This window comes from Phycisphaeraceae bacterium, from assembly GCA_020639155.1.
Taxonomy (GTDB): Bacteria; Planctomycetota; Phycisphaerae; order Phycisphaerales; family UBA1924; genus JACKHF01.
Map to the genome: position 1 here is coordinate 2382600 of JACKHF010000001.1, position 26128 is coordinate 2408727.

26 protein-coding genes are annotated in these 26128 nt (G+C 55.6%); 16 read left to right on the forward strand and 10 right to left on the reverse strand.

Annotated elements, in window-relative coordinates; all coding sequences use genetic code 11:
* The first annotated feature begins 131 nt into the window (after positions 1–131).
* From rplK to rplL, 4 genes are all read left to right on the forward strand, one after another.
* Positions 132–524 carry a 50S ribosomal protein L11 gene (gene rplK, locus H6815_10030; protein ID MCB9860776.1) on the forward strand — a complete coding sequence of 131 codons (393 nt, stop codon included), beginning with the start codon at positions 132–134 and terminating at the stop codon, positions 522–524.
* A 30-nt stretch (positions 525–554) separates the two neighbouring features.
* Complete coding sequence (locus H6815_10035) at positions 555–1250, forward strand: 50S ribosomal protein L1 (GenBank protein MCB9860777.1); 696 nt, start codon at positions 555–557, stop codon at positions 1248–1250.
* A 65-nt stretch (positions 1251–1315) separates the two neighbouring features.
* Positions 1316–1861, forward strand: a complete 546-nt coding sequence (locus H6815_10040) for a 50S ribosomal protein L10 (protein ID MCB9860778.1) — start codon at positions 1316–1318, stop codon at positions 1859–1861.
* Between the two features lie 133 nt (positions 1862–1994).
* On the forward strand, positions 1995–2399 hold the full coding sequence (rplL, locus tag H6815_10045; GenBank protein MCB9860779.1) for a 50S ribosomal protein L7/L12: 405 nt from the start codon (positions 1995–1997) through the stop codon (positions 2397–2399).
* Between the two features lie 62 nt (positions 2400–2461).
* Here the strand turns inward: rplL and H6815_10050 are convergent, their stop codons facing one another.
* The 5 genes from H6815_10050 to H6815_10070 are packed head-to-tail and all read right to left on the reverse strand — an operon-like array spanning position 2462 to position 10019.
* Positions 2462–3685, reverse strand: a complete 1224-nt coding sequence (locus H6815_10050; GenBank protein ID MCB9860780.1) for an imidazolonepropionase — start codon at positions 3683–3685, stop codon at positions 2462–2464.
* Positions 3686–3708: 23 nt separating this feature from the next.
* A complete protein-coding gene (locus H6815_10055; GenBank protein ID MCB9860781.1) occupies positions 3709–4626 on the reverse strand; it encodes a formimidoylglutamase in 918 nt (305 codons plus the stop codon).
* Entirely contained in the window at positions 4623–5693 is a 1071-nt protein-coding gene (locus H6815_10060) for a flippase-like domain-containing protein (GenBank protein ID MCB9860782.1), read from the reverse strand. The genes H6815_10055 and H6815_10060 overlap by 4 nt, the downstream gene beginning before the upstream one ends.
* Positions 5694–5737: 44 nt before the next feature.
* Positions 5738–7936, reverse strand: a complete 2199-nt coding sequence (locus tag H6815_10065; GenBank protein MCB9860783.1) for a hypothetical protein — start codon at positions 7934–7936, stop codon at positions 5738–5740.
* A 34-nt stretch (positions 7937–7970) separates the two neighbouring features.
* Positions 7971–10019 carry a DNA topoisomerase VI subunit B gene (locus tag H6815_10070; GenBank protein MCB9860784.1) on the reverse strand — a complete coding sequence of 683 codons (2049 nt, stop codon included), beginning with the start codon at positions 10017–10019 and terminating at the stop codon, positions 7971–7973.
* A gap of 129 nt (positions 10020–10148) precedes the next feature.
* Here H6815_10070 and H6815_10075 point away from each other — a divergent pair, with 129 nt between their 5' ends.
* From H6815_10075 to ndk, 6 genes are all read left to right on the forward strand, one after another.
* Positions 10149–10469 (forward strand): hypothetical protein, encoded by a 321-nt coding sequence (locus H6815_10075; GenBank protein MCB9860785.1) that lies wholly within the window; start codon positions 10149–10151, stop codon positions 10467–10469.
* Positions 10414–11238 carry a hypothetical protein gene (locus H6815_10080; GenBank protein ID MCB9860786.1) on the forward strand — a complete coding sequence of 275 codons (825 nt, stop codon included), beginning with the start codon at positions 10414–10416 and terminating at the stop codon, positions 11236–11238. Before H6815_10075 ends, H6815_10080 begins: the two co-directional genes overlap by 56 nt.
* Before the next feature lie 20 nt (positions 11239–11258).
* Complete coding sequence (locus H6815_10085) at positions 11259–11978, forward strand: hypothetical protein (protein ID MCB9860787.1); 720 nt, start codon at positions 11259–11261, stop codon at positions 11976–11978.
* A 265-nt stretch (positions 11979–12243) separates the two neighbouring features.
* Positions 12244–12705, forward strand: a complete 462-nt coding sequence (locus H6815_10090) for a hypothetical protein (GenBank protein MCB9860788.1) — start codon at positions 12244–12246, stop codon at positions 12703–12705.
* 101 nt (positions 12706–12806) lie between these two features.
* Complete coding sequence (locus tag H6815_10095; protein ID MCB9860789.1) at positions 12807–13595, forward strand: hypothetical protein; 789 nt, start codon at positions 12807–12809, stop codon at positions 13593–13595.
* Positions 13596–13689: 94 nt separating this feature from the next.
* Positions 13690–14157 (forward strand): nucleoside-diphosphate kinase, encoded by a 468-nt coding sequence (gene ndk / locus H6815_10100; protein MCB9860790.1) that lies wholly within the window; start codon positions 13690–13692, stop codon positions 14155–14157.
* Between the two features lie 46 nt (positions 14158–14203).
* Here the strand turns inward: ndk and H6815_10105 are convergent, their stop codons facing one another.
* Both H6815_10105 and H6815_10110 read right to left on the reverse strand, forming a co-directional pair.
* Entirely contained in the window at positions 14204–14431 is a 228-nt protein-coding gene (locus tag H6815_10105) for a carbon storage regulator (protein MCB9860791.1), read from the reverse strand.
* Positions 14432–14629: 198 nt separating this feature from the next.
* Positions 14630–14854, reverse strand: a complete 225-nt coding sequence (locus H6815_10110; protein MCB9860792.1) for a NifU family protein — start codon at positions 14852–14854, stop codon at positions 14630–14632.
* Between the two features lie 272 nt (positions 14855–15126).
* Here H6815_10110 and H6815_10115 point away from each other — a divergent pair, with 272 nt between their 5' ends.
* From H6815_10115 to H6815_10125, 3 genes are read left to right on the forward strand one after another with little or no spacing between them, the layout of a single operon-like run.
* Positions 15127–16542, forward strand: coding sequence for a hypothetical protein (locus H6815_10115; protein MCB9860793.1), 1416 nt, complete (start codon positions 15127–15129; stop codon positions 16540–16542).
* Between the two features lie 27 nt (positions 16543–16569).
* Positions 16570–18003 (forward strand): M48 family metalloprotease, encoded by a 1434-nt coding sequence (locus H6815_10120; GenBank protein MCB9860794.1) that lies wholly within the window; start codon positions 16570–16572, stop codon positions 18001–18003.
* A 17-nt stretch (positions 18004–18020) separates the two neighbouring features.
* Positions 18021–18980, forward strand: a complete 960-nt coding sequence (locus H6815_10125) for a diaminopimelate epimerase (GenBank protein MCB9860795.1) — start codon at positions 18021–18023, stop codon at positions 18978–18980.
* On the opposite strand, the gene H6815_10130 is transcribed toward H6815_10125, so the two are convergent.
* Both H6815_10130 and recO read right to left on the reverse strand, forming a co-directional pair.
* Positions 18956–20467 (reverse strand): GGDEF domain-containing protein, encoded by a 1512-nt coding sequence (locus H6815_10130; protein MCB9860796.1) that lies wholly within the window; start codon positions 20465–20467, stop codon positions 18956–18958. The two genes, H6815_10125 and H6815_10130, sit on opposite strands and share 25 nt — an antisense overlap.
* A gap of 164 nt (positions 20468–20631) precedes the next feature.
* Positions 20632–21426: a DNA repair protein RecO gene (gene recO, locus H6815_10135; protein ID MCB9860797.1), complete on the reverse strand. Its 795-nt coding sequence runs from the start codon at positions 21424–21426 to the stop codon at positions 20632–20634.
* A 47-nt stretch (positions 21427–21473) separates the two neighbouring features.
* On the opposite strand from recO, the gene H6815_10140 reads away from it, so the two are divergent.
* The 3 genes from H6815_10140 to H6815_10150 all read left to right on the forward strand — a co-directional run bounded on the left by H6815_10140 (position 21474) and on the right by H6815_10150 (position 22917).
* Positions 21474–21884 (forward strand): hypothetical protein, encoded by a 411-nt coding sequence (locus H6815_10140; GenBank protein ID MCB9860798.1) that lies wholly within the window; start codon positions 21474–21476, stop codon positions 21882–21884.
* A gap of 123 nt (positions 21885–22007) precedes the next feature.
* Positions 22008–22397 carry an acyl carrier protein gene (locus tag H6815_10145; protein MCB9860799.1) on the forward strand — a complete coding sequence of 130 codons (390 nt, stop codon included), beginning with the start codon at positions 22008–22010 and terminating at the stop codon, positions 22395–22397.
* Between the two features lies 1 nt (position 22398).
* Complete coding sequence (locus H6815_10150) at positions 22399–22917, forward strand: beta-hydroxyacyl-ACP dehydratase (protein MCB9860800.1); 519 nt, start codon at positions 22399–22401, stop codon at positions 22915–22917.
* An 11-nt stretch (positions 22918–22928) separates the two neighbouring features.
* On the opposite strand, the gene lptD is transcribed toward H6815_10150, so the two are convergent.
* Positions 22929–26066 (reverse strand): LPS assembly protein LptD, encoded by a 3138-nt coding sequence (lptD, locus tag H6815_10155; GenBank protein ID MCB9860801.1) that lies wholly within the window; start codon positions 26064–26066, stop codon positions 22929–22931.
* Between the last annotated feature and the right edge of the window lie 62 nt (positions 26067–26128).

A 26128-nucleotide genomic window follows, 5' to 3' on the forward strand; every position in this document is an offset into this window, starting at 1 on the left:
CAATTAGGTTTCGCGCCGTGCATCGTGCATGGCGTGCCTTGCAGTCCGTTTGTACGACCCGAGCCGTTCAGGTCTTGGGTGGGAGGTCCTCAGCAGTGGCACAGAGAGAAGTTGTCCACAAGTTCAAAATCATGGCTCCCGGTGGGCAGGCAACACCTGCACCGCCACTTGGTCCTGTGCTCGGTGCCAAGGGTGTCAACCCAGGCCAGTTCATCCAGAAGTTCAACGCCGAAACGTCCAAGCTGAACGGCAAGGTCGTTGCGTGCATTGTGACATCCTACTCCGACCGCACGTTCGATCTTGAGATCAAGGCTTCGCCCGCATCGGTGCTGATCAAGGAAGCTGCTGGGGTCGACAAGGGATCCGGTGAGCCGAACAAGAACAAGGTTGGCAAGATCACGCGTGAGCAGGTGAAGAAGATCGCGGAAGAGAAGAAGGAAGATCTGACCGCCGCGAGCGTCGAAGCAGCCATGCGCATCATTGAGGGCACCGCACGCTCCATGGGCGTGACGGTGGTGGACTAATCGCACCTACGGAGACACAGGAGATACCACATGCCCAAACTGAGCAAGCGTGTTCGTGAAAATACAAAGCTGATGCTCTCCGCTCCAGTGGAAGCAGCGGAAGCAATCAAGACACTGCGCACATTCAAAGCACCGAAGTTCGATCAGACGGTTAACGTCGTGATGCACCTTGGTCTGGATACAAAGCAGGCGGATCAGGCGATCCGCGGCTCTGTGTCGTTGCCGCGCGGTATCGGCAAGGCAAAGCGCGTCGTTGCGTTCTGCCCGTCCGATCAGGTGAAGGAAGCACTCGAAGCTGGTGCTGTGAAGGCTGGCGGAGAGGACCTTGTCGATGAAATCGAGAAGGGATTCTTTGACTTTGACGTTGCAGTGTCGACACCCGACATGATGCGAGTCATCTCAAAGCTCGGCCGAGTGCTCGGCCCGAAGGGGCTGATGCCCTCGCCAAAGGCTGGCAGCGTGACCAAGGATGTCATCGGAGCGGTCAGGGAGTTTGCTGCTGGCAAGCTCGAGTATCGCGCTGACAAGGGTGGAAATGTCCACGGAATTCTCGGCAAGATGAGTTTCGATGACGACGCTCTGCTGGAGAATCTCAACCACTTTATCGCGACAATCGAGAAGGCAAAGCCCTCGACCGTGAAGGGCACCTATGTCAAGAAGATCACTGTCTCGGGCACAATGACACCCGGCGTGCAGATCGCGGTTGCTGCCGCTGCTGACGAGTGATTCGAACACAAACCACACCGCCTCGTGCGAGTAGATCGCACGGCACACAGGTCGGAGAATGACGTATGTCAAAAGTAATGAAAGACATGATCGTAAGTGAGTACAAGGAGCGTTTCGACGGAGTCGAGAACGCGCTGCTCATCAGCATTCGTGGCATCGGTCACGAGGACACAGGAACTATCCGGACATCGCTTCGCGATGATGGCATCAGAGTAACGGTGATCCGCAACTCGCTCGCACGTGTTGCGTTCAAGGACACTGGGCTTGAGGCGATTGAGCCGCTGCTCACCGGCCCGAATGCGATCTGCTATGGCGCAGAGAGCGTCGTCGATGTTGCACGCAAGATTGTTGATCTGCTCAAGAAGTTTCCAAAGCTCGAACTCACAGGAGCGGTGCTTGATGGCCAGGTCTTCAAGGGGACCGATGGTGTCAAGGAACTGAGCAAGTACCCGACCCGCGAAGAGGCGATTGGTCAGGTTGTCACGCTTATGCTGTCTCCAGCACGCAAAATCGCTGGTGCAGCACTTGGTCCTGGTGGCAAACTGGTTGGCCAGATCAAGGCAATCGAGGAAAAACTCGAAAAAGGAGAGACCATCGCCAAGGTTGGCTGAGGCCGTCCTGGCGTGAATGAAACATCTGCATCCCACTGGCCCGGGTTCCGGGATAATGCGTCGAACGGTTCGGCCCCTCTGGGATGAGCATGTGGTTGGGTGAGAACTCAATCGTGATTGGAAGGAAGATTCCATGTCCGACGAAGCAAAGACATTTGACAAGAAGATTACCGATCTCGGCGACTCTATCGCCGGTCTCACGCTCAAAGAGGCAAAGGACCTCGGCGACTACCTGAAGGATCACTACGGCATTGAGCCCGCAGGTGGCGGTGCTGTGATGGTTGCAGCTGCAGGTGCTGGTGATGGCGGCGCAGCTCCCGTTGAGAAGACAAGCTTCGATGCGGTCCTCGCAAGCGCTGGCGCGAACAAGATCCAGGTCATCAAGGCTGTCCGCGAGATCACCGGTCTCGGTCTCAAGGAAGCCAAAGAGCTCGTCGATGGCGCACCCAAGCCAGTCAAGCAGGGTGTCTCCAAGGACGAAGCAGAAGAGATCAAGGCCAAGCTCTCAGAAGCTGGCGCAACAGTCGAGATCGCATAATACGACTGCAATCTGCATGATTGAACGGACACTCCTCGTGAGTGTCCGTTTTTCATTGCAGTTTACAAAATCACACCTCGGCAGATTGTTGTGCATACCGGATTGCCGCCCAGCGTGTGCGCAAGCTCGCGTTCATCGATTGTGTTCAGCAGGATGAGGTCAGCACGTGCTCCCTCGCGAATGATCCCGCGATCCGTGAATCCGAGCAGTGCGGCTGCGTTGCGTGTGCATGCAACGATTGCCTCGTTCGGTGTGAGTTTGTTCTTGCGAACTGCGAGCGCAATCGCCAATGGCATCGACACGCTTGGTGCGCTGCCGGGGTTGCAGTTTGTTGCGATCGCGAGCCTGCCACCAGCATCGACAAAGGCGCGGCCGTTCCCATACCGGTCATCCGTGTGGAACCCGGCAATCGGAAGCATCACCCCGAACGTGCTTGATTGTGCGAGCGTGCGAAGATCGTTGGCTACAGCAGCTTCGAGATGATCAACGCTGGCAAAGTTTCGATCGATCGCAGCCTGCGTCATGCCGAGCGAGTTGAACTGGTCCGCGTGGATACGGCACGGATGCCCTGCACGCTGCGCCGTATCGAACAGCCTGCAGCACTCGTCGCACGACCACGCGCCGGTCTCGCAGTACGCATCGATCGAAATGCCCGGGAACTCCCGCGTGACAGCTGGGAGTGTCTCATCGATTGTGCGATTGATGAACGTGTCGTGGTCAACATCCGGATCGAGCGCGTGTCCGATGCAGGCGGTGGGAACAATCGTGCCGGGCCAGATATCGTCGGCCTGTTTGATCGAGCGCAGCATCTTGAGTTCTGTTTCTTTGTCGAGCCCATAACCAGACTTTATCTCGACCGTGGTAGTGCCGTGGCGCAGTGCGATGTGCAGTCGCTTGACTAGCAGATCAACGAGTTGATCCTCGGTAGCGCTGCGCACCGTACGAACGGTGCTCATGATGCCGCCACCCGCTTTGAGGATATCGAGATACGCAGCGCCAGCCAGTTTCTGTTCCCATTCGTCGAGTCGATTGCCAGCCCAGCACAGATGCGTGTGGCAGTCAACGAACGCTGGCATCAGCACCCGACCCTTTGCGTCGATTGTCCTGGACGCTTGGGTGGTGCATGTCGGGCTGAGCGAGGTAATGCAACCGTTCTCCATCAGTACGTCAGCTTTCTCGATCACGCCGAGATCGTTCATATCCGCACCTGTGAGTGCATTGCCCACAGCCGGCGCATCAGCGGGGCACATTGTGAGGACTCGTGCGTTTCGGATCAACAGTGTCATTGTCTCTCTCGTTGCAGTAAGAACTATCTGCGTGCGAATCCGGCAAGAAAACTCAGGAACAGGTGCGCAGCAACCCGCGCAGTCCGGTTGTCTTTGTCATATGGTGGCGACAGCTCCATGATATCGAACGCGCTGATATGCGAGCACGCGCCGATCTCTTCGCACCACGTCGCTGCGGTTCGCACGTCAGTGCCGCACGGATGAAGTGCGCTGACACCCGGCGCGTGCGCAGCGTCGATCACGTCCATGTCGAAGCTGGCAAAGCCTGCGCTAGTCCATGATTCCAGCACTGTTGCAAGATCGTCGCTTGGCAGGCAGATGGTGCCACCGTGGGACGTGAACCAGTCTGCGTGCTCTCTGCTGTTCACGTGCGCATTGAGTCCGAGCACATGCAAACGCGATGCAAAGTTATTCTCAATCAGTCGTCTGAACGGCATGCCGCTGCCGATTGTGTCACGCACGTCGAGATGTGCATCAAAGTACACGCCGTTCAGCGGAGTCTTGTGATGTTGCGAAACCGCGCGAATGAACGGAAACGTCAGGTCGTGCCCGCCGCCGATCGCGACAGGGAACAGGCCGAGATTGAGCATCGCAGCGGTTGCTTCCGTCACTCGATCGTGGATGTGGCAGTGTCGATCCTCGTCAGACATGCCCGAATCGTGCGAGATCGAGATAATGTTGCCAGCGTCGAAGACTTTGGGCCAATTTACGTGCATTGGATGTGCGGTGCCGTAGGTTGCGAGCGCGTTACGGAACGCGTTCGGGCCTTCTGCAGCGCCGGGTCGTCCGTTGTTGAGTGCGATGCCGAGATCATCCGCAAGCCCGATGAGCCCGATCTGTGCGTCGCCCGGCTTGTCAACAAGGAATGCGTGTGCAGCGCGGCCGGGACGAGTTGCTGGCCAGACAGGTTCGATGGTGTGCGGGATGATGTGTGAGATCATGTGCGTGCTTCGTCGGGTGTCTCATCCGTGGATGGCGCGAGTGTTTCTGATGGTATCGGCATCTTACGCACTGCGAGAAGTCTGTCGAATCGGAGAAACAGCACAGCGAACGGGCACAGCACAAGCAGCACGGGCAACTCACTCGCAGCAACAAGCAATGGGAGTGAAGCGACATTCTCTGCGTTTGCGACACCGATCGCGGTTGCGAGTGCAACCGTCGCAGCCTCGCGTGTGCCGACCATGCCGATGGGGCTGAGTACGCCGGCGAGAAAGTGCCCGCTCGCGAGCATGATGGCGTGCTCCATGTGCAGTTCTATGCCGAGCAGTTTTCCCGCAATGAACATACGCGATGCCAGCAGGAGAAGATCCACCAGACGGAACAATGCGCCGACGAACACGGGTGCAGGCGAGCTGAGCAGCGTTGCAAGATCGCGCGTGCCGTCGCCCGTCATTTGCATGCCTAACCGGGCAAGTCCCGCTGGTGTCTGCTCATTGTTTGCAGTTGGAAGCTTTGCTTTGAGCACTCGAAAGAACACGAGTGTCGCAGCAAGGCATCCCAATACAGCGAGCAAGCCCAGCAGAACTGACTGGGTGTGCACGTTCCCAAAGTATCTGCACACCGCGCTGAATGGCACGAGCGTGCAGAGCATCACCGCGCCGACAGATGCAAACCATGCCCCGATGCGCGGTATCGAGACGTTGTGCTTGCGCGCGTGCACGAGCACACGGCTTGCAACGCTCAGCTTGAACGGCAGGTAGTTCAGCAGTGTTGCGAGCGCGTTGGTCCACAGGACATCGGCAAGCGGCAATCTGCGCAATGGCGTCAGCGCGATCCAGAACAGGAAGCCGTTCACACCGACCGATGCGAGCGACAGCATAAGGAGGAGGATAAGCGATTGCGCCGGCGCGTCCTTCAGTGTTGCGAGTTGTGCGCTGTTTTCTTCTGAGAATGCGAGCCTGATACACCACACAAGCAGCGCAATCCCAATCAGATACCCGATCAACTGAACGACAGTTCGTCCGATTGATCGGGACTGCGCGGAGTTGTCTGATGCGGATTGCTGCAAACGGAACGCCTCGCTGAGTCAGGATTCGACACATTCATATCGGTTCATTCGGGCGGTGTGCTCCTGCTTGGTTGCACAATGAACGCGGCGATATTGCCCGATTCGTGCACCCACGCGGGCGGGCTAAGTTGCTGGCCGATCTCGTTGACACGTTCCTCCGTGAGAGACGGGATGTTCCAGTTGCTCTCACGATACCGCGCCAGCTCGGCGAAGTTGATGACAACGATGTCGAACCCCGCAACTGCGAGTTCTGCGTGCCAGTTGATTGCTGACTCGTTGTGTCTCTGGAGGATGGCATCGATAGCTGAGCTGTCCCAGGTTGTTGCCATGGTGTATGGCGATCGCACATAGAGTGTTGCTGCGTCCCCAAGAACAAGCACATCCGCATCCTGCGGCGCAATGGTGTTGATCCACGCGGATGCAGGAGACTGCGCCAGTGCAGCTGCGCGATCTGCCGGCGAGATGTTCGTGTTCTGCGTAATGTCGCGGAGCGCATTACCGTTCCACGCCGACGGTGGGGTGCCGGCCAACTGAAATGCCTGCCCGTTGCGCTCTGTTGCAAGAAACATCACGCTGACGACAGCTGTCACGATGACAATCACAGCACTGAGCAATCTGGTGAACTGCGCCTTCTGTGCACGTGCAAGGACGGCAATCGGAACAACAGCAAAGCTGCACAGCAGTGGGAGTGTTGGCAGAAGAAATCTCGATTGCAGATGTGTCACAGACATCCATGCGAGCAACTGCAACGCAAGTGCTCCGCCCGCGATGATCGTGATCTTCCGTGTCCAGCGTGATGTGAGACCCGCGCCAAGCCCGATCAGTGCAAATAACGGCACGGGTAGCCACTGTGGATTCGAGTATCCCCGGTGTTTTTCGACAGCAGAACGCGTGTCGGGTTGCGAGGATGTGGGAGTGATGGACTGAGGACCAACAAGTATTGCCAGCCGCTCGCCTATTGGTTCACTGTTGTGGTGGGCCTTTGAGAATCGGTCCGCCTGCTCCTGCGTCCAGTGCCCCGTACCAAAGACGCTCGTTGCAAACGGCATGAGCGGATTGCTCGAAACGCGAAGATTTCTTACAATCCACGGTGTCGGTGTGACTACGCCGAGCAGCACAACGATCGCACCAGATGCTATCCAGTGTTTTCTTGGTGATGTCGCAAGCGCAATCGCGATCGTGACAGGTGCAAACATGAACGCGGCCGTCGGCTTGCATCCAAAGCTCGCTCCGAGCAGAATCGCGATACACACAGCCTTTGCGGATGATTGCGTCCCGCGTTGCATTGCGATAACCCACGATGCAACACCAAAGAGCATCATGCCACACTCGTTGTACGCGAGCGATCCAATCACGATCGACCATGGCGTGAGAAGAAACACGCATGATGCGATTGCTGGTGCAGTGTGCGGTTTAAAGTTCAGGTGCCTACACGCAGCATGCACCATATGCCCAACCATACACGCACAGATGACGCATGTTGCTGCGGTAAAGAGCTGGGCGCCGATGAGTGATCTGGCATCGCCTGCAATGAACCGATCAATGCCGTGCGTATCCCGGCTGACATCGCCCGCGAGCATCGCAAGATGGACGTAGCTGCTCTCGATCCAACTTGGGAAGAAGGAGTAGATATTGTCGGGGAATGCTGCGATATGAGCGGCATTGAGCCATCGCTTCGGTAGTTCAAGGTGGTAACTCAGCGCATCAAACCCGCCAAACTCGGAGGTCCACAGATATCCCGGCGGGCTTGTTGCTGCAATGAGAACTGGAAGACTACAGCAGACGATCGCACACAAAGGGATCCACGTCCCTAGCGATGTGTGCTTTGACGGTTTCTTTCGGAAAAATGCGAAAGTGGTTGGTGCGAACAATCCCGCGCCCAGTAGAACAACGAGCCACGCGACGATTCGGCCCAATGATCCGACAAGCAGTCCGAAAGTGCCCAGTGTTGTTGTTAGAAACAGAAGCAGTCCAAGCCCGACAGCGCACGAGATTGTCCAGTGCGTGTCAGCGAGTTTCAGTTTGCCAGTTATATATGTGCCGAACCCTGCACCTGCGAGCACATACAGCACAACCGGCCAGCCCGATCGAACCCACGAACTCCCAACAAACAGCGACGACATCGCAGGGTCGGTTGATCTCCCAAGCACCAGCACGATCTGCATGACAATGACAGCGATAGCAACGATACCCGCGATCGCGAATCGTGTCGGCACAGGTGTGTCGAGGTTGATCGATCGCATGGCTGCTCCAGAGGTTCACCGATATGGAACTTGCTCAACCAAAGAGAGAGCTGTCATCGCGTGAGGTTACGCTGCGTTTTTTCTTCTTTTTTAATGGTCGATCGGGGCGGGTGCTGTCTGCTGAGATCTTCTTTCGCTTCTTCTTCAGCACACGCTCGCTTGCATCCTGCGTTGAACCAACTGCGGCGCGCTTCTTCTTTTTCTTCTTCAATGGACGTGCTGGCTTGGGCTCATCCAGTCCTCGCACAGTGCCATCATCACCAACAATGATGACACCGTCGTCCACTTTTTCTTCCTTGGTTGCGCGCACGATCTGGCCGTCCTCATCGAGGACAGCGTCCGCGATCTCGGTCTTCTGGCGGGCCTGTTCGAGAAGCGCATCGTACAGCGTCTTTGCATCGTATCCGGTCAGGGCGTTGCAACTCTTTGATATCTCGCCGATATATCGTTCGAACACGTCGCGCCGCTGTCCCTCGCGTTTCATCTTCTGACGCTTGCGCATGTATGTGCCGAGCTTTCGCCCGCACTCCTGCAACGCGAGTTTCATCTCCTTGCGGATATCGTCGTAGTCAGCGATCGCTTCCTTGCTCTCACTAGTGAACGGCACCCACACGCTCGCCATATGGATCATCACGACCATCGGCGCAACAGGAACTGATCCACGCGGTTGGGTGAGTCCATAGTTTCGCCACGACGCTTCAATGACGCTCTTGAACGAGCAACACGCCGACTGCTGGTAGAGCAATGGCACTCGGTTGGCGAACCGGATGACACGACTCGGCTCGTCGCCCGGCAGATCGCCGCCGTATGCGATCGCGACCTCGATCTGGAACGGCATGCCTCGATACACAGCCGGTGCGCGTGTGCTTGCAGCGTAGAACTCCGCGCGGACACCCTTGAGCATGCCAGCGAGCATCGTGCGCACACCGATTGGTGCGAGACAGTCCGTTGGAGGCGACCTGAGCTTTGCGTTCTGTAGCGCGTTGTAGATGAGTTCCGCAGCAGCGTGATCAATGCGCGAGATATACGTTTGCCCGGTGATGGAGAGTTTCTTTGTGCTCGCCTGGCTTGCAACTTCTTTTACCACGCTCGGTGGCACACGGCAGAACTCGTTCTTCAGGAAGCCAGCGAGTTGCTTCTCGTCTGTTTGTTTCAGCAGGCGAAGGAATGTGCCGAGTTCCACGCCATACGGATGCGGCTTGATCTCGGATGTCTCAGGCGGAAGCTCATCCACCGCACGAGGATAGATAATGTGATCGTCCATCACCTGCGTTGTGGGATGATGGCTTGATTCATCATCATCTGACTTAGCAGCACGTTCGAGCGGCGACGCGTTCTCTGATTTGCCCGACAGTGCGGTGGGATCGGCATCGCTTGCCTTGCTCTTTGGTGGATAGAACACAATGTGCGCGTGCGGATTGGCGATACCGGTCTGCTCAAGATACGCGTCGATACTCGTCTTGCCGCGCGTGTAGCGTGCTTCCAGTTCGATGGTGACAGACGTTCCTGTCCCGGTCGAAGTTTCCGGGAACTCGTCTGTCTCGCGATCGATGGTGACCTCGGGACGGTTGCGCGTCGTGTCCATCGCGAGTTCGATGTGATGGGCTGGTTTGCGTTTGCTGGGACGCGTCAGGATGACCATCGGCTTGCCCGTGGTCATCAGCCCGTACATGCCCGCAGCCGAGATACCGATGCCTTGCTGACCGCGACTCATCTTCAGCCTATGGAACTTTGAGCCGTAGAGCAGTCTGCCGAAAATATGCTCGACCTGCTTGCGCACAATGCCGGGGCCGTTGTCCGTGATGGTGATCCGATACCTGCCCGATTTGCTCGGCGATGGGGGAGCAACAAGTTCTTCCAGTCTTACCGTGATATCGGGGAGGATGCCCGCTTCCTCGCACGCGTCGAGCGCGTTGTCGACCGCCTCCTTGACAGTTGTCAACAACGCTTTGCGCGGATTGTCGAACCCAAGCAGGTGCCTGTTCTTTGCGAAGAACTCGGACACCGAGATCTCGCGCTGGTTCTTTGCCATGCTCTCGGCATCAACCTTGCGAGCAGACTTTGCGCGTGGCTTTGCTTCCATGGTCGTTGTCATCAACCGTCCTGTCCAGAAGTACACACAGACCCGATCTTTTTCGGACTTCATATCCGCAGGCCAGATCATTGGCATCACATTCAAGCGAGTCAGGCAGATGCAGTCGATACCCGACACATGAACAACACCACAAACGCCAGCATCGACCTCGTGATCGAGTACGAACCGACAATTCACGGGAGCGCAGCGAGCCTGTATAGTTCGCTCAAGACCGAGATCGCACGCGTGTGCAGCCAGACGGGGTGCCCCAATGTCAAATTCGGGCTGGCACGTGCCGATATTGATGCACGGGGTGTTCCGACCGGGCGTATCCGCATCCCGCTTGAACTGGTAGACCCCAAGGCGCCCGCGAGTGATCTCGACACGCTGCGGGAGACCATCATTGGATCGCCGACCGCCATCGCAAACCTCGTTGGAGCTGAGCGAAACGCCGCTTGAGTTTCTAGCGAAATCCAGCAACCGGCTGACCGCGCTCCTGCAGCGCGGTTTTTCGCGCGCGGCCGAGTGCTTTGGTCGTTGGTTCGGGCTCGATCCTGATTCAATCAATAAGCACAGCAACACCGACCATTGCCCGCACTGCAACTACAACGTTCAGGGGATCGAAACAAATGTCTGCCCGGAGTGCGGAAAGCCGTTCGACAAGCGTTCACTCCACATGGCCTCCAAAAGGCTCGATCATGCGCTGCAGCTGCGCGATGCGGCTCTGCGCGATGGGATCGTACTGGTGCTTGCAGCGACCGGTGCTCTCTTCCTGCTCAAACTGCTCACGGGGAGCAGTGCAACATTCGTGCAGCTGATTGGCTGTGCTCTCTTTGCGCTGACCATCATCATCGGTAGCTTCTTTGTTGTGAGCCCGGCCGCATTCGCACGACCGCAGCGGAACCTGCTCACACTCATCCGCATGCGCTGGCTGTTCCTGCTCCATCTGCCGTGGATCTTTGGGCTGGCAGGGTTTTTGTGGATGGTCGAGATCGCCCAGGACATGTTTGGGCGTGAGGCGATGGTGATCGTCGGTGTGTTTGGTGTTTTCGGTGTGCTGGGGCTTGTCTCACTTGCATGGATGATCTTCTGGGCGTTTGTCAACAGTCTCGAATCGAGTCTTGATCTTGTGCCGTCAAAGCGAATGGAGATGCTGGAGTTTATCTCAACCGCAGCAACGATCGTGGGGAGCTTTGGCGTGGTCGTGCTGTTCGTGTGGTATTTTTGAGTGAGCTAAGCTTTCCTCCAATGATCAATGTGGAGCAGGACAAAGCACAGATCCATGATGATGACATGACCTGTGTGTCATGCGGATATGCATTGAAAGGATTGCCACACGGTGAATGTCCTGAGTGTGGCACGTACAACGGTCACATCGAAGCCGAGCAAGGTGAGGGAAGACGCGAACTCGCGTTGTCTCTTCAGCGTTGGGCGCCGTATCTGACGTGGATGTGGTTGCCGATCATTGGATTGTACTCGCTGCCGGCGCTTGTGTTTGTTGGTGTGAAAGAAGCGTTCGTCGCTGCGACTGCGATGGTCGTGGTTGTTTGTGCCGGATTCGCGGGCGGTATTGTGGTCGGGCGGGGTGTGGCAGAGCCGTACCGGATAATGATGTGGCGCGTGTGGATACGTCTCTTGTGGCGGTTGCAACTTCCGTGGTTACTGCTGGGGCCGTGTGCGATTGTGCTGTTCATTGTGTCTGCACCAACACTCGGTGTGCCGCTGGCCGGGCTATCAATGATTGCCACACTGGTGCTGCTGCTGATGTGGGTCGTTTTCAGCGTTGCAGCGATGCCGATGTGGGCGAGCGAGTGGAACGAACTGCGTGAAACGCTCTGCGTACCAGAATCCAGCGTGCCGCACATGGTCCACGCGATTGTTGCCGGGATCGTGGTCAGCATGGGGCTGGTCGTTGGCTTTCAGGGTGGGATGTTCATTGTCATAGCGATGGCAGCAGTGTTTCTCTAGACTGGGGTCGTGCGTGACAGATCAGACGCTCTCTTCTGCGACACCATTGCATAGCGACGACATGACGTGCGTGTCATGCGGATATTCATTGAAAGGATTGCCGTACGGCTCGTGTCCCGAGTGCGGTGTTGAAAATGCAGAACACGAACTGAGAGTGTGCAGGCACAGAGCATACTTGCTTCAGCGAGGGCTAAAGCGAGTCGTCGTTCGATTTGCATGGTATATTGGCATCGTGGCAATATGTATTGGTGCGCTGGGGGCGCGTATGACAAGAGACCTGGGTATTGGCGCCATTGGATGGTTCCTTGTATATGGAGCAGTTGCCGCAAGCGTATTGGGATTGCCCGTTCTGGTTGCGGGTCTGTCCGGCTTTGTAGTTGCGAGGAGTTGTGATAGCCATAGCAAAGGGCTGTTGTTTTCTATCTGGGCTCAGTATTTGCATGTACTGCTTCTTCCATACCTTGTTCTACCTTTGGTGATTGTGATAGCCTATGTCGTTGGCTCCCTGTTCGGCGTTCTCGCGTGCGTGGTGCTTTGGCTTTTTCTCATTATGGCAACTCCTTCACGATGGGAAATTCGCTGGAAGAGTGATCTTCAGTATGCATTTGTGACGGAAACAGAGATTCGCGGAGTTTCATTCTCTTCGCTTGCAAGGATGATTGTCCTTGGACAGTTTCTGTATGTCGTTCTGCCAACAGCAGCACTCATCAGGTGGTCGTACTGGTAACTCGATGTCGAGTTTGCCAGTGGTATTGCAGCAGTGGCAAATAATGGGTCGTGCCAGTTGTATGTGTTTCATAGTTCTTCTGGAAATGATTGCATCTATCGATGTGTAAACAAGACGCAAAGCCAACACTCCACGCCGATACCATGCTGTGCCTTGCATGCAGGTATCCACTTGGAAATCTTCCCTACGGCCCGTGCCCCGAGTGTGGAAAGTACAATGAGATTGCGGAAGTGGATATTTGGCAGCTTCGTGCTGAGTTCGTGTGTCAGGAATATAAAGCCCTTGCTATTCGAGTGCTGGTGTGGAGCGGTATCATTATTCTGTATGCAACTGGCGCGGGCATATGTAGTTCGTCAGCTTCGCACAACGGCGTCAGCAACATGTTCTGGTATGGTGTTGAATCAACGGTGATTGCTGGGCTGATATTGGGAGCAGCGTTCGGCCTCACTGCGCTCGCGGGTGTTTTGGGCTCTTTTCTGCACCACCCGTCAGATCATGAGCTTGCTCGTTTGATCTGGATGAAGCATCTTTGGATAATGCAGATCCCATGGCTCGCGATTGGTCCTTGCACGATGATTGTGTGCGCGATCAGTGTCTTTGGGTACCATGTTCTCAACTTGAATTCGACGCATTTGTTATTTCCGATTGCAACTGGATTGTTTCTGGTTTGGACCGGACTTGCGTTGATTGCACCGGTTATGTGGAACTCTCGCTGGCGAGCATCGTGTGAATCGCTTGCTGTGCTGAAAACAAATCGAGCATTGCCTTATACATTGATTCTGAGTATTGCTATTGCTCTGTGTGCTGCTGGAGTCGGATTTGTTGGCGGGCTCGTAGGCTTCGCTGCTGCAGCCACGTGGGGTGGTACGTCATTGTTTGGAGATATGTGACGATCGGTTGCCACCTGAGGGTTTCTGTCTATCCTTTCGACCCAAACACGCACAAATACCCGATCATTTGCACAACACAGACGGAGACATCGACATGGAAACGACACTCATCATTCTGAAGCCCGACGCGGTTCAGCGCGGTCTCATGGGCCGCATTATCTCACGCTTTGAGGAAAAAGGCCTGCAAATCGTCGGAGCGAAGCTCATGCAGATCTCGCCAGAACTCGCAGCAAAGCACTACGCTGCCCACCAGGGCAAGCCGTTCTACGACGGGCTTGTCAAGTTCATGACCTCCAGCCCCGTTCTGGTGCTGGCGATCAGCGGCAACGGAGCAATCGCAATCTGTCGCAAGATGATGGGTGCGACATTCGGTTCCAAGGCTGAGCCTGGAACGATTCGCGGTGACTTTGGTGTTTCAAACTCGTTCAACCTGATTCACGGGTCCGACAGCCCCGAGGCAGCGGCGCACGAACTCAATCTCTTCTTCGGAGGCGAAGTAGTCAGCTATTCGCGCGCAGGGGATACGTGGGTGTACGACATGAGTTCAGGCACGCCCGAGTAAGACGACTGTACTTTCTGACGAGTGATGTTCAAACTTGACCGCAGTCTCATTCGGGTCTGCGGTCTTGTTCTATCGACGGGTTTGTGGGCTTGATCTGTTGATCTCGAAGGATCTGCTCAGCGATCTCCCTGCGATGCACGTCAATCTCCTTGGGAAACTCGAAAGCAAGTCTGATGCGATCGCCTTTGATGGAGGCAACGCGAATGATCCCGAGTGGTTTGCGAGGATCGCCAATGACGACTTCCTCACCCTCTCTCCGTGTGATGACCAGCACCTGGACCTCCTGTCCGTCTCTCCCTCGCGATCCGGACCAGTTCCGGCTCTCCCATTAAAGTAGAGAAAACCCGGCGTGGGAACAACAGAATTTATTGCATGTCAGTTGATTCCGCCCACATACACCGGATCGTGGTAGTCTTTCGGGAGCGTGATAGCATGTTTTCGGACGATGTGTATGTTAAGTTGATGTCTCGGCTCAGTTTATGGCTTCGACCGAATGAACCTCAGGCACATGGGCCTTCAAATTTCGTTCAATTCCCATATTCAGCGTGAGTGTTGCCGACGGACATCCAACGCACGCACCAAGAAACTTAATGCGTACCACACGCTCCGCTGTGATCTCAACGAGCTCGATATCACCGCCGTCGGCCTGAATCGCCGGCCGAATCCGATCGAGTACCATCGTGACGCGCGATGCCAACTCCGCATCGGCGTGTGAGTGTGTACTTCCAGTGTTTGTGGCGGGTTCACGAACCATGTGGAACTATATGCTGACGCTTAGTACCCGGAAACGTGCTGACGATCACGGATTTCCCGTGGTTCATACACTACACAATGATGAGATTCCATAGAGGGTTCGCAGTGTGTGCCGCACGTATTTCCAAGCTATCGGTCCTTTTTCTCTTGCCGCCCGTGATTTGCGCGTGTGGATCTACAAGAACGCAGACAGCAAGCGGTCGATCCGGTCTCCCTTTGACCGATGCCCGCAGCCCCTCGCTCTCGGTGGAGGATCGACGTGTCGCGATGCGCGAGGCGTGGAAGCGCATGCAGGAAGGTGAACTCGAACGGCGTAATACAAGGGATGCGCTCGTCTCGATCGCGATGGCTCATGCGAACGACGAACAGCTCAGAGTTGAGGCCCTCCGCCTGTTGTTCTCTGACGAGGATCCGTCCGCCGACGAAGCGAATGAGCGGGTCGCTGTCGACATGCTTCCACATGAACCGAGTGCGGAAATCGTGCGGTTTCTTGGTGGCACAGCAGTTGACCGAAACTGGCAGGAGACCGTGCCGTCGTTTGTACGAAGCTACACACGACCGAGCGAGGTGTACAGCGACCTTGACAGACCGGAACGGCAGATCCTCCAACTGCTCAGGCCCAAACAGTCGGTTGAGCAGACGATCTTTGATGTGTTCCTGCACCCTCCGCAACGGCCGGAAGTTCCGGGAATCAACTGGGCAGAACGAACCCGAGCCGATGCGTGGGGACTTCTTACGAGACTTGACAACGATGGCTCGATCCGCGCATCGATCCTTGGATCTCCCTCGACTGGTGCGGGCTCTCGCGATGATGCAGTTGTGAACGCGTTACGTGCGTGCTGGAATGACCTCGGTTGTGTGCCGGTGACTGGCGAGGAACTGGCGTGGTTGCTCTCGCTCGCGCAGCCCGATTCGGATCATGTTCGCTGGTGGACCCAGGCTGCATCGGCGATTGCCGGGATCAACGATGACCGCAGACTCGCGTTGAAGCTGTACCATGCCGAGCCGCTGCGATACACAGCACGAGCACGCGTCGATCGATTCAACCAATCCAAAACAAGTCTGCTGAGTGAGTTGAGGGGAAGAATCAACCAGCGATCAACCTACCGTAGATCGGAGCGCGAGCAGGGCAAGCAACCACCCGCCGACGATCGTCTTTCAACATGGCAGGATAAGCTCGCATGGGCCGATGTGATCGCGTTGATGGCGATTGACGATGCCATCAGTGACGATGACGTTCGTAAAGCACTTTTCAGTCATGCCGAACTCGACCACTCGGACGAAACAACAGAGTACGGTGGTATTCTCCGTCCGAGTGAAAATGCACCGGATACATACGTTTCGGTCCTGTATCCGCCACGACCAGCGCATCGGCGCGGTGATGATGTGTTTGTTGCATCAAGTGATATGATCGAGCAGTCAGATCATGCACTGGCACACTTTCACTTTCACGTTCAGCGATGGTCGAATCGTGGATATGCTGGTCCGAGTTGGGGTGATCTCGAATACGCGCTCCGTCATGGACGTATATGTGTTGTGTTTACAGGAATCTCTCGCGATGAGTTGGATGTCGATGTGTATTTTCCATCGAGTGAAGTGGTCGATCTTGGCTCGATTCGTCGTCGCGATTGATGTTCCTTCTTCTATTGGAGCACACGAATGCCATCGCTGATCGTGCTGCTTGCGATAGCACCCGTGCTGATCGGCATTGAGCCACCAGATTCCGTGTTCGGATACCAGCCTGCTGCGGTTGCGTGGTGGATGGTGCTTGGTGGGAGTGTGTGTGTGACGCTCGTCACAGGTGTGTTGCTTGCGCGATGGACTCAGGCTCTGCATCACACAGGACAGGCGAAGTACGCCATGCGCGCCGACAGGTTCTCGCACGTGGCGCAGATTGCACTCCTGGCATTGCACGTTGCGGCGTGCCTGCTTCTCGGGTGGCCGGAGATTGTTGGTGCGGCTCTTGGCAAACCAACCGGTCTGACTCGCCTCGCATCTCTGGTGCCCTACTTTGGATGCCTTGTCACACTCTGGTGGTTTGTGTCGGGGATCCAGAGACGTGTTATTGAGATGTCATTGATCTCGCGCCTTGACCGGGGAGAGCCAATCGCATCGCTTCCCTCAAGATTGGCACTGACATGGGATCGTGTACGATCGCAACTGGTTGTGACGCTGGGCCCGATCATTGTTGCGTACGTGCTCTTGCGACTTGCTGACGGGTATGTGGGAGTACAGGTTGCTCTCTTTGCATTTATTGTGCTTCTCAGTCCGATGCTCATCACGAAACTTCTACCAACCGTGCCGTTACCGGCGGGACAACTGCGCACGATGATCGAGATGCTGGCACAATCTCAACGGGTTCGTGTGAGATCGGTTCGCATATGGAATACGCGCGGTGTTATGGCAAATGCCGCCGTGGTGGGGGTGTTGCCACCGTTCAGGTGTGTGCTGTTGTCCGATGCTGTTCTCAACTTCATGCGTGAAAAGCACATTGCCGCGATTATCCTGCACGAGTGTGCTCATATTCGCAAGTGGCATCCATTGTGGTATCTGTTCTCACTGTTGTCTGTCTCGTGGATTGGCGCGTGGGTGTTCGACTCTGCCAATACCTTGCTGCACAACTCGGAGAGGATCGCCGCGTACTTGCATCTCCTGCCGGAATGGTGGATCTTTGTTCCGTATGCGATGCTCATTGTGTTGACATTCGGATTTGTCAGTCGAACTTTCGAGCGGGAGGCTGACGCGCTGGCTGTTGACGCACTTACAAAGACCCCGTTTGTTGCTGAACCGGATCCGGAGGATGCTCGCACGCCGCGCGAGCGTGCCATCAGCATCATGAAAGCGACGCTCCTCCGGACGTCACAGATCAATGGGGTCTCCCCGGATCGACGCAGTTTTACCCACGGTTCTATTGTCAAGCGTGGAATTTGGCTCAACAAGCTGAAAAATGCCGACATTGGAAAAGGGAAAGCGTTCACCAACGCAAGACTGCTGCGGTTGGGAGTTCTGATGCTCATGATCTGTGCTGGGTTGATACTTGTACTGGATCATCAAGCGTGGCTCGAGTTGCAGCAGGCATTTACTGAACAATAACACTGGCAGGGTGTGAGATGCACAAGCAGAATCGGATCGACTATGTCAAGATGCACGGGATTGGGAATGACTACGTGTTCGTCAGCGCTCTGGATGCGCCACTCCCAATCAACCTGAATGCGTTTGGCACACTTGCCCGCTCGATGTCCGATCGGCACCGGGGTGTTGGATCGGACGGTTTGATTCTTATTTCAAAGCCCGAGAGCAACCTTGCCCATGTGCGCATGCAGATATGGAATGCTGATGGCTCGAGCGCAGAGTTCTGTGGCAATGGTCTTCGCTGTGTTGCGCGGTTGTGTCGCGAACGCTTTGGCATTCACGACGAAGTGCTCCGCATTGATACTGGTGCGGGCGTGCTTGGTGTAAGGACAGTTTCATCGGAGCAGGATGCACCGTTTGTTGCGTGTGTTGATATAGGAACTCCGCGATTCGGCACGGACGCTTTCTTGATCGACAAGTCGCATGTTGATGCAGTTGAAGGGTTCCAACTGCGACTGCGGAGTGTCGGCGCGATATCGAACATCGTGTGTGTGCCAGTGTCGGTCGGGAATCCGCATGTGGTGCTCCTTGTCGATGATCTTGATCAGGTGCATGCAAAGCCGTTCGAGTGGATCGGTCCGCTCGTCGAGATCCATCCGGCCTTTCCCGAGCACGTGAATGTCCATGCTGTCAAGGTGGTAAGTCGCTCGCATCTCAGGATGCAGAGCTGGGAACGTGGTGTTGGCCTGACACGATCGTGTGGGTCGGGTGCATGTGCAGCTGTTGTCGCGGCACGCATTCTTGAAATGTGCGACACCGACGTGTGTGTTGAGCTTCCAGGCGGTAAACTCAGTGTTTCCTGGGATAACCTGCATCCTCAATCGCATATGACGATGACCGGAGGTGCAACATACATCTGTGCAGGGCACGTCTATGTCCTGCCATCAGGCGAGCTTGTAGATGCGTACCCGTCTCAGGCGGCTTTCTTGCCGCTGTAGAAGCGCACTCGGTTTCCACCCTCTGTCCGTGAGTTGTGGATCGCTTTCAGCGCTGCGATACGAAGAGTTTCGGGTGCCTTGAAGATACTGAACGAGTCAGACTCCATGTTGACGCCGCCGATGCTGACAGTCGCGCGAATGGGATCATCCGACGGTGCAATCTTCCAGTGAAGGCTGGCTCGTGAGAGTTCCTTGCAGAACTCCTTGGCAGTGGCTTGCACATCGTTGCTCGGGACACCGACCACAATCACACCAAATGTATCACTTGCCCATCGACAGAGCGCACCACCAAACGTTTCAAAGTGTCGGCGGAGCATTGCAGCTGTCGACACCAGCACCTCATCCGCCGCGTCGATGCCACGCTCCTTCATAATCGTTGCATACTGATCGATGTGAACGAGCAGTAAGCTTGCGCACTCATCATTATCGATCGCTGTTTTATGGCTGTGCTGGATGACACTCTCGAATGCACTCTTTGTCATCAGCCCCGTCAATGGATCGAGCCTATCAGCGCCGATGACAAGGCCTGCAAACTCAACCCTTGCATCCGTCTTGGTTGCTTCGGTTGTTGCAAGTTCTGCGATCTGCTTACGAGCTTTTTCAAGAATGACTTCCGGATCTGTGGTCTCACCGAGTGAGATGCTAAAGATGGAAGCAAGTTCTTTTACTGTTCGCTGCAACTCGGTTAGTATTACGTCTGCGCGCGCTGGTTCAATACGGAACCACGACTGCAAGCGATCATAAAAACGCTTTGTTGCTGGCGCAGGGTTTTCTACGGTCAGGATTTCTGTTGCGATGTTGCCAAGAGCAACCGCCTTTGCCAGATTTGCCCACTCCACAGGAGCTGCTGACGGGCGTTCGTGGTACCGCACAGCCATCGCAAGTTCTTCGGGGAGCTTCCATCGACTGGCGAGGAGCGAGCCAACATCGGGATGCTGGATCTCAAGCTGCTCAAGTTCGAGTTTGAGAAGCCTTGCGTGGTTTCCTTCCGCATCCTTCAGCAGTGGCGAATACTTCTCGGGGAGTGCGCGGAAGAGTGCAACAGAACCAATGTCCTGCAGCAGGCCCGCGACAAATGCCTCGTCCCGATCGCCATCAATTTCACCGACTTCAAAGAGGAGCTTTGCAGCAACTCCGGAGTACAGCCCACGACGCCAGTGTGACTGGTAATCGAAGATACTTCCCTTTTCACCCTTGCCCACGCTTTCAACGAGCGAGAAGCCCAGTACAAGGCTCTTGACTGGCGAGAGACCGAGGAGCACAAGCGCTTTCTGAATCGAGCCGCACTTCGTTGTTAATCCGTAAAAACTTGAGTTGACAGTGCGCAGGATCTTCGCTGTTAATCCCTGATCATTCTGAATCAGTTGCGCAAGCTCGGTCAATGACACATCTGGATTCTGTGTCATTTCAAGCACGCGTGCAGCGACTGCCGGTAGTGACGGCAGCGAAGGGCACGCGAGAACTTCTTCGAGCAGTGCAGTATCCACCAGAACCCCACTCCATGAGTGACCGTGTGCAGTCCGTTACACACAACTTTGTGGAATAATCCGATGAGTGAGACTTCCCACACCGTCTTCCTCGGCCAGAAACGCGTTTGAGTTCAACAGGCACACAAGTTTCACGAACTTCCGGGGAGTTTCCATCATGTGAGTCAGAGGAGAGTTTGTCTGGCACTGACCAGTTCGAATCCAATCAAATACTGAATATATGACAGCAGTAGCTTCAAAGCTCGCTGAAAAGACGGAGTTAGATCGTTCCTTGTCGCTTCATTAGGTGACGCAAATATTGCGCCATCATTTCCGGTGGTTTTGGGACCGCGCAGTCTTTGGAGTATTGATACCGTCTCTCCACGTACTCGCCATATGGGGTTCCGCTGATCAAAGGCGGATGCGGAGTCGGGACCCGGATCGGTGGTTAAACCACCAAGATTTGGTGCAAACCCATATCGATCCGCTCGATCCAACTCTGCTCCAGTTTGAACATCATGGATCAACTCCAACTCGTAACCGCAGTCACACAATGTGGTCCAGACAAAGCAGAGAAGCGAAGCACTCGTATTCCTGGTCGAGTCGAGAGACGACAGCAGCAAGACGAGTGCGTCATAGACACTCGGATGTGGATCCTGCTCCGAGAGCATGCGCGCAGCAATCTCGCCTGCAATCTGTGCGTGCTGCCATGACGCGAGTGAGGTCCGAAGATGGAGCATTGGTTGACGAAGTTCCCACACTGTGAGAAGAGCCAGAGCACCGTCCGGCTTCAGGATAGCCTGCATTGCGCCAACGGTGAGCACTTCAAGTCCGCCGGAGAAAGAGGCCTTTGGTCTGCGTGATCCCTTCGCAAGCACACGTACCAGACCATGTCCGCGCGACAGCAGCAGCGCGGTCTGGCTGGTTTCTGACCATTCCCAATGTCGCAGGCAAACCGCCTCGTCATGAATCGGTGGCATGAATCAGAGCGTAGAGCCTCTGTGTCTGGCTGGCGTACCCTGTCTCCATGCACTTCAATCTTGTGGATCGAGTCATCGAACTGACCCCCGACAGCATTGTGACGCACAAGTGTGTCTCAAATGCTGAGGAGTACCTGCAGGATCACTTTCCCGGGTTTCCTGTCCTGCCGGGTGTGTTGATGCTTGAGGCGATGGTACAGGCTGCAAGGCGTTGGTATGGGTCTCGGTTTCCAGAGGCCGATCGGGTTGTGCTGGGAAGTGTCCGGGCCTTGAAATATGGCACGCTTGTACGCCCCGGATGTGTTATTCGGGTCGAAGTGCAGTCACAATCGACATCAGCTGACAGTATCAGCGAGTTTAAGGGGAAGGTGATTGTGAGTGAGACGGGCGCTGTGGCGGCTTCTGGTCGATTCTCGCTTCGACCAATGAAACCCTGTGTTTCAGCCGCCCTGTCTTGAAGAAACCATCTGGGTCACGACAACCGTGCAATCGCATCCTAAACTGTCAACGAGAGCACCGTATCCGGTGTGCTTGATCACGATACGCGCAGATCTGTGAATACGCGTGCTGGAGCCCGATGCATGACACGAGACGAAATCTTTGATAAGGTAAAGGAACTGCTGGTTGATGCACTCGCAGTGGATGATGAAGAGGTCGAGCCCAGCGCGTCGCTGACCCGCGACCTCGGCGCAGAATCCATCGACTTTCTTGATATTGGTTTCAAACTTCAGCAGACGTTCGGGTTTGAAATTGCATCAGGAGAGTTGTTCCCGGACAACGTCACACAGGATCCCGAGTTTGTCAAGGACGGTAAGGTCACCGAGAAAGGGATGGCCTCGCTGAAAAATCGCATGCCGCACGCCGACTTTTCGGAGCTTGAGGGTGATCCCCGCGTTGACAGGGTTGCGGAGATCTTTACAGTGAACTCCGTTGTGAACTTTGTCCAGCAGAAACTGGCAGCGGTGTCATAACGTGCGATGGATGTGGATCGACAGGATCATTGAACTGGATCCGGGCAAGCGCATTGTCACGATCAAGAATGTCTCGCTTGCGGAGGAACATCTGCACGATCATTTTTCTTCGACGGAACGTCAGGCTGCGTTTCCGGTGATGCCTGCATCACTCATTGTGGAGGGCATGGCACAAACCGCCGGGATTCTTGTCGGCCACATGAGCGCATTCAAAGAGAAGGTCGTACTTGCAAAGGTCAGCAAAGCAGATCTTGCGTATGACGTTGTGCCCGGGCAGACAATCACCTATACAGCACAGATACTGCAGGCTGGTATGGCAGGAGTCTCAACAACCGGCACCGTTGCACTACGGGATTCTGGTTCGACTGAAGCAGGCCAACAGATAGGCACGGTTGATCTCGTGTTCAGCCACCTCGATAAGAACATGGCTGGCGAACAGTTTCCTGAGCACAACTTTGTGTTTGGCGAGAGCTTTCAGACGATCCTCGCGACAGCCGGCATCTCGTTTGATTTGAGATAACTCGCGATGGTTCAGCCGCCAAAGCGTGTGTCCTGCTGATATCTGTCATTGCTTCCAAGACCTCGGACTCGCAGCACCCGACTGTCAAATCCAGTCGGAACGATCGAGAAGAGGATACCTGTCTCGTCCGTGATGTTGTTGACAGCAAATCCGAACCCGAGTTCTGCACTCTGGAACTTGCGGACAAGCTCGGTAGAGATGCGCTGGAAGTCGCCGCGATCGGTGTCGTACGTAAGCCCGGTACGCATTGAGTACTTCTCGGTGAGGCGGTATCGCGAGTCGAGATTCAGGAACGTGGCATCCTCTGCATTCACGAATCGCATTTCTGCGAGCATACTGAAGTAATCGCCGTGCGACACAGCGAATCCTGCGGCTGTTGTCGCCGCTTGGCTGTTGTCGAACGAATACGTTGTATCAAAGACAAAGCTTGTTGCATCGGTCAGTTGCCATGCCGCATCAAACCGGCCGAAATCACCGAGCATGCCAAGTTCGGGTCTGAAATCAAAGTACCGTCCGACAGTCGACTGATTCACGTCACTATCGTCAGACGTCAACGTAATGTCAGCATTCACCTTGAGCAGATCGACAGTCCGCCATCTTCCAGGTCCACCTCGTTGGGTCTGAATCGTTTGGTTGATACCGAAGTTGACAATGGTGCCATCTGCCAGACGCTCCACCTCGTGGTCGTACACAGGAAGGCTTGACTGATCGATATTTGTACCGGCAATCATGACCTGCAGACTGGGTTCGACAATGTGCCGCAGTCTGTAGATGTCCAGGACCGATGAGGTGAACGAGTTGTTCACACGAGTAAATGCGGTTGCAAGTCTGAAACCGATGCCACCCCAGAAGCGAGTGCGTTCTGTTTCATTCGGATCAACGCCGATGAACGCATCGTCATATGCGGTGAGTCTGCCTGCAATGAACGGAATGAAGGAGGCAAACTGATTGCCCAGATCAAGCGAGACCTCGTGCCTTGTGTCAAAGCGTGTGACGTAGGCTTCCTTGAATCCCTGTGACCTTAACCCGTCCCCCGGACTCTGGTTTGCGTTCACACCGAGTGCACGCTGTGCTGCAACATTACCCGCGTACCCAAGCTCGCTTGCAGGAACTTCGGTCATGTTGAGACCGATTTCCCCAACACGATACGAAGATGTGTACGTGAGCCATGAGTTGTCGTAGAGCCACGAGAGGGTGTCGCCAACCCGATCGTACCGGAACTCGGGCATGGTTGTTGTTGTGGCGCCAGCAGACTGCAGGATGTACTGGTTTGGTGTGAAATCGTTGAATGAACCGCTGATGTTTGCGCTGAACCGCGTCTGCTGGTCGATTCGTTCCAGCGTGAGTCTGTTTGCAAACTCGCGTCGCGTGCGGGCCCACGAATCGAAGAGCGCATCGATCACAGTTGGGTCTGACAGAAAGTTCATCTCCATCCAGAGCGACCACTCCTCGTTGAGCTGATGCATGTGCTCAAGCATGTACACGCCGCGAAGATCGCCATCGTTTGAGATACGTCTGCCGGATGCGAGTTGGTCCTTTCCCTGATCGCTGAACAACGTGTACGCAAACCCGCTGCCTCTGCCAATGTCGGTGCGCCAGTCCGCATCCAGACCGAGTGCGAACCCTCGCTGGAAGTATCCGTCAACAAGCAAATCTGCGTTCACACCGTCGGGCAGTTGCATGCCCGTAAGCCCCGGCAGATCCCAAGCGGTCTTAATTGCGCTGCCCGAGCCAGATGAGTTTTCAAAGGCGAGTTGGCGAAGCGGGATATCACGAGGATCGCCAACATATCGCGGCACATACATGAATGGAATGGATCCAAGTTTCAGTTTGACGTTGCGTGCGTCTGTGACGGTTCTTGTGCGACCCGTTTCCGGATTGGGGGTTCTTGTAACGGTGACGCTGCTCGCTGCAAGCGACAGCATGGGCTCACGAAATCCTGTGTTGGTGAGTGTGACGTTCTCCGCTGCAAACCGGTTGGCTGCTTCACGCCGGATGACATCGGCACGCAGGTTGATCGGCACACCACGCTCATCGTCAACTGCCCAGTACACCGCATCAATCAGTAGCGATCTATCCCGCTGCAGGTCGTAGTAGACCTTTGGAGCGCGGAACCGCGACTTTCGACCATCATCGTCCTGCGTATCTGCGATGACATCACCCTCAAGGTAGATTCCTGTCACCTCTTTCATCGCTAGGTTCGACGAGCCGGAGCCGAGCGATGCAAGATCTGCAAGCGTGCCGGGTGTCATGAACAGCACCGCACGCTGCGCGGACAAGCTGACAGTTGAGTTCTTTTTAAGATCTGTGTACTGCAGGTATAAACCATCTGAGATGACCGCAACCCGTTCATCGGCGCCGCCGCGCAGCTCGACGTTGCCCGCCTGAACGCTGACAATCGAATCCTGCGGCAGAATCGGATCGTCCACGTATGAGGGCTGGAGAGCATCCGCAATCTCTTTGATCGGGATCTCGTCCGTGTGGCGGTACTCCGGCGACATTGGCATGCCAGTGCGATCAAGCCCCGGCGGCAGCGGGTCATTGACATACTCCGGAAGTTCATTCGAGAGAATGCTCCGAAGGTAGCTCGCAAGTGCGCGCTCAGATTCACGGACGAATGCGAGTGTGCGCACGTCTTCGGGTTGTCCGGTTTCGCGCAATCCCACACGCAGCTTGACAGGTTCTGGTGCGAGAACCACAGCCTCGATTGGCAGCCTGTCAGCTGTGACGGCAACGTCCGCGCTTGCACGGGGTGTGCGCACACGATCAAGATAGCAGAAGACCTGATACCTCGTCACTTCGCTAGAGGTTTCGATAGGTTGCAGCCAGAGGCTCGCACGCTCGGCGTCAAACAGATACGAGCCGATCTCGATCTTCACGTCGCGGACGAGCGTGATGCGATGAACGGTGCCGCCACCAATGGGGTCCGGCTCGTTCCAGACATGCGCAGTCTGTGCGCTGAGGGCGATGATGCCCCGAATCTCAGATGCGGGCAGGAGAATGCCCTGGAAACTCGTGCCGGTGATAGACGCAGGGTCGATGACAAGAGAGGGGGTGGCATTCTGCGCATGCGAGTTCGCTGATGCGAGGCATAGGGAGGCTAGTGCTGTCAGGATGGGCACTCTCACTGCATGGCTTAGGGCTGTCATGCCGATGGTTCTCCGTGGCTGCTGTCCTCGCGGGGCCTATGGCTCTACGCTTTACAGCACTA